Origin of the sequence: Mesorhizobium sp. (genome assembly GCF_024509055.1) — a bacterium.
Classification (GTDB): Bacteria; Pseudomonadota; Alphaproteobacteria; order Rhizobiales; family Rhizobiaceae; genus Mesorhizobium.
Genome location: NZ_JANINM010000074.1, coordinates 1 through 5,652, shown reverse-complemented (window position 1 = coordinate 5,652; position 5,652 = coordinate 1). Strand labels below are relative to the sequence as shown.

The 5,652-nt window shown below is 61.0% G+C and carries 7 protein-coding genes and 1 pseudogene; 4 read left to right on the top strand and 4 right to left on the bottom strand.

The window, feature by feature from the left end:
* Positions 1-251, top strand: a 251-nt coding sequence (locus Q0L57_RS04505) for a hypothetical protein (protein WP_296738702.1), incomplete at its 5' end; no start/stop codon positions are given.
* Positions 223-732: an isoprenylcysteine carboxylmethyltransferase family protein gene (locus Q0L57_RS04500; RefSeq protein WP_296738700.1), complete on the top strand. Its 510-nt coding sequence runs from the start codon at positions 223-225 to the stop codon at positions 730-732. The genes Q0L57_RS04505 and Q0L57_RS04500, both read left to right, overlap by 29 nt.
* Positions 733-799: 67 nt before the next feature.
* On the opposite strand, the gene Q0L57_RS04495 is transcribed toward Q0L57_RS04500, so the two are convergent.
* The 3 genes from Q0L57_RS04495 to Q0L57_RS04485 all read right to left on the bottom strand — a co-directional run bounded on the left by Q0L57_RS04495 (position 800) and on the right by Q0L57_RS04485 (position 2,670).
* Positions 800-1,549, bottom strand: a complete 750-nt coding sequence (locus tag Q0L57_RS04495; RefSeq protein ID WP_296738697.1) for a YoaK family protein — start codon at positions 1,547-1,549, stop codon at positions 800-802.
* Positions 1,546-1,950: a DoxX family protein gene (locus Q0L57_RS04490; protein WP_296738694.1), complete on the bottom strand. Its 405-nt coding sequence runs from the start codon at positions 1,948-1,950 to the stop codon at positions 1,546-1,548. Before Q0L57_RS04490 ends, Q0L57_RS04495 begins: the two co-directional genes overlap by 4 nt.
* Positions 1,951-2,043: 93 nt before the next feature.
* Positions 2,044-2,670 carry an AraC family transcriptional regulator gene (locus Q0L57_RS04485; protein ID WP_296738691.1) on the bottom strand — a complete coding sequence of 209 codons (627 nt, stop codon included), beginning with the start codon at positions 2,668-2,670 and terminating at the stop codon, positions 2,044-2,046.
* Between the two features lie 399 nt (positions 2,671-3,069).
* On the opposite strand from Q0L57_RS04485, the gene Q0L57_RS04480 reads away from it, so the two are divergent.
* Both Q0L57_RS04480 and Q0L57_RS04475 read left to right on the top strand, forming a co-directional pair.
* The gene (locus tag Q0L57_RS04480; RefSeq protein WP_296738689.1) at positions 3,070-4,956 is read left to right on the top strand and encodes an amidohydrolase; all 1,887 of its coding nucleotides are present in this window, start codon (positions 3,070-3,072) and stop codon (positions 4,954-4,956) included.
* A 63-nt stretch (positions 4,957-5,019) separates the two neighbouring features.
* Entirely contained in the window at positions 5,020-5,502 is a 483-nt protein-coding gene (locus tag Q0L57_RS04475) for a DMT family transporter (RefSeq protein WP_296738687.1), read from the top strand.
* Positions 5,503-5,532: 30 nt separating this feature from the next.
* On the opposite strand, the pseudogene Q0L57_RS04470 reads toward Q0L57_RS04475, so the two are convergent.
* Positions 5,533-5,652, bottom strand: a pseudogene (locus Q0L57_RS04470) (LysR family transcriptional regulator); the annotation flags it as partial.

Sequence of the window (5,652 nt, the reverse complement as noted above, 5' to 3'; positions counted from 1 at the left end):
CAAGCATCTATTTTGCAACACACGCATGCAAAAAGACGCAGGCTGTGGTCCAACCCATTCCAGAAGCCGATAGGACCAGAAAAATCGCCGAAAACAGCAGCCTCGACGGCTCTAAAGTGGTTGCTGATATGCAAGATCGACCGATTTTGAGTTGCGACTACGTGAAATCCCAAATGATGCGGATTCGAGCAGGCCGCGTTTATTTTTGCGGCAGGAGGTTCCATGCGGACTTTTTCGGCGATCGCCGGTAGTGCGTTATTCCTTATCGCTGCGCCTGGGGTTGTCGCCGGGCTGATGCCCTGGCTGTTGACCGACCGCTATCGCACCCCGCTCTCGACAATCCCAGGTTTCGTGCCCGTAGGTTGTGTCCTAGTGGTCGGGGCCGCGGCGATCCTGCTTCATGCCTTCGCCCGCTTCGCGCTGGAAGGACTTGGCACGCCGGCGCCGCTGGCGCCGACCGAGAAACTCGTGGTCGGCGGCATTTATCGTCACGTCCGGAATCCAATGTACGTGGCGGTACTGTCGATCATTCTCGGCCAGGCGCTGCTGTTTTCGAGCTGGGCCGTCATCGCCTACGGCCTAGTCGCGGCCGCGGCGATGATCTCGTTCGTCAAGCTCTACGAGGAGCCCACACTCGGCCGCCGCTACGGCGCCGAATACGATGTCTACCGCCGAAACGTGCCGGGCTGGGTGCCGCGGCTCACGCCGTGGCGGGGAGCAACTGATCCATGATCAAGACGAACACGGCCACTGGAATTCCCCAGCCATGGCACGCTCCACAGGTTCGTTGGATGTTGGTTCATCTGGTCCAGGATGCACTGGAATGCCGCGTCCGTAACGTTCCCGCGCAGACCAGCGCGAGAACTGCCAACGTCACCGAGAGCACAACAGCAACGGTGCTTATCGACAGTAGCCATGCGCCGGCCGCCGCGCCGATGAACATCAGGACGACCGCGGTCATGCGCCGGACAGGGCGCGGATTTGTGCCGCCTGCCCCGATTGAATCGGCGGCCAGCCCCGTCAGGGTCAATGTAAGGACGGTTGTGGTCATGTCCGGCACGCCGAGGCGTCGCGCGGTCGCGTTCTGCAGTCCCATCGTGCCGCCCAGCAACACAATCAGGCCATACTGGACTGTTCCGTCAGACAACGCGGCCCCGAGCAACGAGACGAAAAGTGCGATACCGACCAGTCCGACTTGAGCGCTGGTGACGATGGCCAGCAATCGTCCGCGATGGCGCCCGAACATGGTTCCCAACCGTCCGCCGGCAAGGCTGCCGACGAGAAATGCCGCGAGGGCCGTGAGCGACGCGGGGATGGAGAAATTCAGGTGGTCCGTGACGGCAAATCCGAGAAAGACAACGTTTCCCGTCATGTTGGCGACGAAGACATGGCCCAAGCGGAGATAGCTGACGGCATCGACCAACCCGGTGACGATCGTCAGCGCGTGCAGGAAGAATGGCAACGGGCCATGTTGCTCTTCGACGAAAAACCAGGCTGGCCATTCTGAATCCGTCACGGAAACGCCTTTCGGTTCGAGGGTTTCGATCAACGTGCCAAGGATTGCACGACGAGCAGCAGCAGGCCGCCGACAATCGCCAGATGTTCCAGGCTGGTGGTCAGCTCCTTCACCACTCGCCGCCCGTGCGACAGCCAGAAGCGGTGGCCGAGCAGGGTTGCAAGAACCGTGAATGCGGCCAGAACTCCCGCGCCAATCGCAGTCCAGACATTGAAGATGACCAACGCCGAGCCAAGAATCTGGGTCGCGATTGTAAGAACGACGAAGACCGCGGGCATGGGCAAACCGAGGTCGATGACCTCCTGGACGCTGTCCTTCCAGTGGGTAAGCTTGTCGAACCCGCTGAACAGGAACACGGCGGCGAGACAGAAGCGCGCAACGATCAGGAGATACGGAGCGAAACTGAGCTCGAGTGTGCGAAGGTATTCGTCCATTCCGCGATCCTCGGTCCGAGCGCCAGATAGAGACCTGAGCTCGACTCTCATGACACGGGTTGGACTTTCGCGATTGTCGCATCCGATCGGGATTTATCCCGAATTTGCATGTTCGACGGATTTCAGCTGCGCCCGACGCCAGCGCTGGGGAGACTCGCTGGCGATGGCATAGAATGTGCGCGAGAAATGCGCCTGATCGGCAAAGCCGCACAGCAACGCGATCCGGGAAAGTGGCTCATCCGAGGTCATCAGCAGGAATTGCGCGACCTCGACCCGCATAGACCGCACATATTGCATCGGCGAACATGCAAAACTCACCCGGAACGCCCGGCAAAAATGACTTTGGCTCAAGCCTGTTGTCAGAGCCAGGTCGTCAAGCGACAGCTTCTTATCCAGGTTGCTCCGCACGAGCGCATCGACGGCAAGGCGTTGCCAACTGGCGAGCCCACCCCGAACCGAAGCCGGCTGCGAAGTTCCGGCGGTGGGCGCGACAGCTGTCGGCAGCCCCTCGAGCATGGCAACGACACGGGTGAGCCTGGGTCGAATGCGATCTTCTTCGCCGCTGCGGCACCCATATCCGAGTATTGCTAGTATGGCGTTCAATTCACGAACCGCACGCTGAATTGAATTCAACTCGGGAATCCGCGCGACGATTTCACGGTCGCCACATTGATCCATACAGGTGGGATATCTGGAAGCATTCAGGTTAGAGCCGTCCATGTTGGCGCCTTCCCGTATTTGCCTGCCTATGCCATTTCATCTTGAAGACAGCCTGCCGACAGGCCCGGCGGCTTCGAGACACTCTCTGCGGTTTGCCGGATGATTCACGGAAAATGACGTGTCGGCTATTGACCGGCTGGCGGAATCTCCGAAGCGCCAGATGAACGATGGGCTTCTCCTCCCTTCGAGGGACCTCCGCTGTTGATGCGGTTGCCGTTTTTCGAGCGGCTAATGCAAATGTGGAGCTTTTCGGCAATCGCAAACCGGGCAGTTGAGCGAACTTGCCGGGAAGCGTTCGGTCGGTTGGCGATGGGCCGCACAACCAATATCGTTCGCGTGCCCGGCCACAGGATTGACGGCCGGACGGCCAGACAGTTGAGACGGCCCTTGAGGGACGAGATGAAGCAGCTTCCAGAACCGGAGCTCATTCTGAGGCATGGCCAGTTCACGACACTCGACAAAGCCAATCCTCTCGCGACCGCGGTCGCGGTGACGAATGGCTGCTTTTCGGCTGTGGGCCGTGAGCAAGAGATCATGCCGCTTGCAGGACCGGCCACAAGGATCATTGATCTCAACGGGCGGCGGGTGCTGCCGGGGCTCATCGACAACCACATCCACATGATCCGCGGTGGGCTCAGCTTCAATCTGGAGCTTCGCTGGGATGGATTGCGCAGCCTTGCAGAGGCCATGGATTTGCTGAGGCGGCAGGTGGCGATCACACCGCCGCCGCAATGGGTCCGCGTTGTCGGCGGGTTCAGCGAACAGCAATTCGTCGAAAAGCGCCTTCCGACGATCGAGGAACTCAACGCCATCGCCCCGGATACGCCAGTCTTGATCTCGCATCTCTACGATCGCATTCTGCTGAATGCCGCCGCGCTCCGCGTTGTGGGCTACACGAGGGACACGCCCGAACCGGTCGGCGGTGAAATCGTCAGGGACAGCAGCGGCAATCCAACCGGGCTCCTGCTGGCCAAACCCAACGCGACGATCCTCTATGCAACCATCGCCAAGGGCCCCAAATTACCTCAGGAATATCAGGCCAACTCCACGCGGCATTTCATGCGCGACCTCAACCGGTTCGGTGTAACGGGGGTGATCGATGCCGGTGGCGGCTTCCACTACTATCCGGATGACTATGCCGTGATCCGCAAGCTCGCCGCCGACAATCTACTCACCGTGCGGATCGCCTACAATCTCTTCACGACCAAGCCGAAGGGCGAGAAGGACGATTTTCTCAACTGGACGCAAACCTCGAAATACAAGGAAGGCGACGACTACTTCCGTCACAATGGCGCGGGTGAGATGCTGGTGTTCTCCGCCGCCGATTTCGAGGATTTTCGTCAGCCACGGCCCGAGACCGGGCCGGACATGGAACGCGACCTGGAAGAAGTCGTGCGCATCCTGGCCGCCAATCGCTGGCCGTGGCGGCTGCACGCCACCTATGACGAGACCATCACGCGCGCCCTGGACGTCTTCGAGAAGGTCAACCGCGATATCCCCCTGGCTGGCCTGAACTGGATGTTCGATCACGCCGAGACGATCTCGGAGGCGTCGATCGAGCGGGTCGCCGCGCTTGGTGGCGGCATCGCCGTGCAGCACCGCATGGCCTATCAGGGCGAGTACTTTGCCGATCGATATGGCGCCAAGGCTGCGGAACGGACCCCGCCATTCGCAAAGATATTGCAAAGCGGTGCCAAGACGTCCGCGGGTACCGACGCAACCCGCGTTTCATCCCATAACCCATGGATCGCTATTGCCTGGATGGTGACGGGAAGGACGGTCGGCGACTTCCGGCTCTACCCGCCTAGCAATCGGCTGGACCGCGAAACCGCCCTGCGGATGATGACGGAAAACGTTGCGTTGTTTTCCAATGAAGAGGGCAGGAAGGGACAGATAAAAGTCGGCCAGTTCGCGGATCTTCTGGTGCCGGACCGCGACTATTTCGCCTGCCCGGAAGCCGAGATCAGGGACATCACGTCGGATCTGACAATGGTCGGCGGGAAAGTCGTCTACGGCGCAGGAACGTTCGCCCGTCTTGACGAAGCACCGCCTCCCCCCGCCATGCCCGACTGGTCGCCGGCGCGCAACTTCGGACCAGCGTCCGACGCGGCCGCCAACGCGCCCGGCAAGCAGGCATCCATGAAACGCCTGTCGTTGTCCTGCGGATGCGCGAGCCAATGCAACATCCACGGTCATGATCATGCCTCGGCCTGGTCAAGCAACCTGCCGGTCAGCGATCCGAAGGCGTTCTGGGGCGCACTGGGCTGCGGCTGCTGGGCGATATAGAGGGCTCGGCCCACGACCTGCCGCGATTGGTTTTCGAGAACACCCAGGCACAGGTTTTGTCTCATGTCGCCGATTTATTTTCTCATCGCATTTGCCGCCGGCGTGGCGATCTCCGTCCAGGCAGCCATCAACAGCCAGCTTGCCGGCGACTTCGGTGGCAACAGCATCGCGGCAGCGTTCTTTTCTTTCGCCAGCGGAACCGTTGTGCTGGGACTTATCTCCATGGCCGAGGGCGGGCTGCCAGGCGCGCTTGCAGCCTTGCCATCCGAGCCCTGGTGGCACTTGATCGGCGGGGCTCTGGGTGCGGGGGCGCTCTTCAGCACGGTCCTGCTCGCGCCTCGCATCGGACTGGCGAACCTGCTGGCCCTCGTGATCGCCGGCCAGCTTCTTTCATCGCTGGGCATCGATCATCTTGGCTTGTTCAACGTCACCCCGAGACCCGCCACGGCGATCAAGATGATTGGCGCCCTCATCATGCTCGGCGGCCTAGTCTTGACGCTCTTCGGCGATCGCCTGGCCGCTTTGCTGCTGACTAGAAGTGCCTAACGGCAGGTCCGCGCATCCCCGACCGGGTCGTCAGAACGACCAGCTGCGCGCCTTGGCGATGATGAAATCGCGGAACACATGCAGCTTCGCCTGGTTCTTCATCGCGTCGGGATAGGCGAAATAGGTGTCGAAGGACGGCACCTCGGTCTC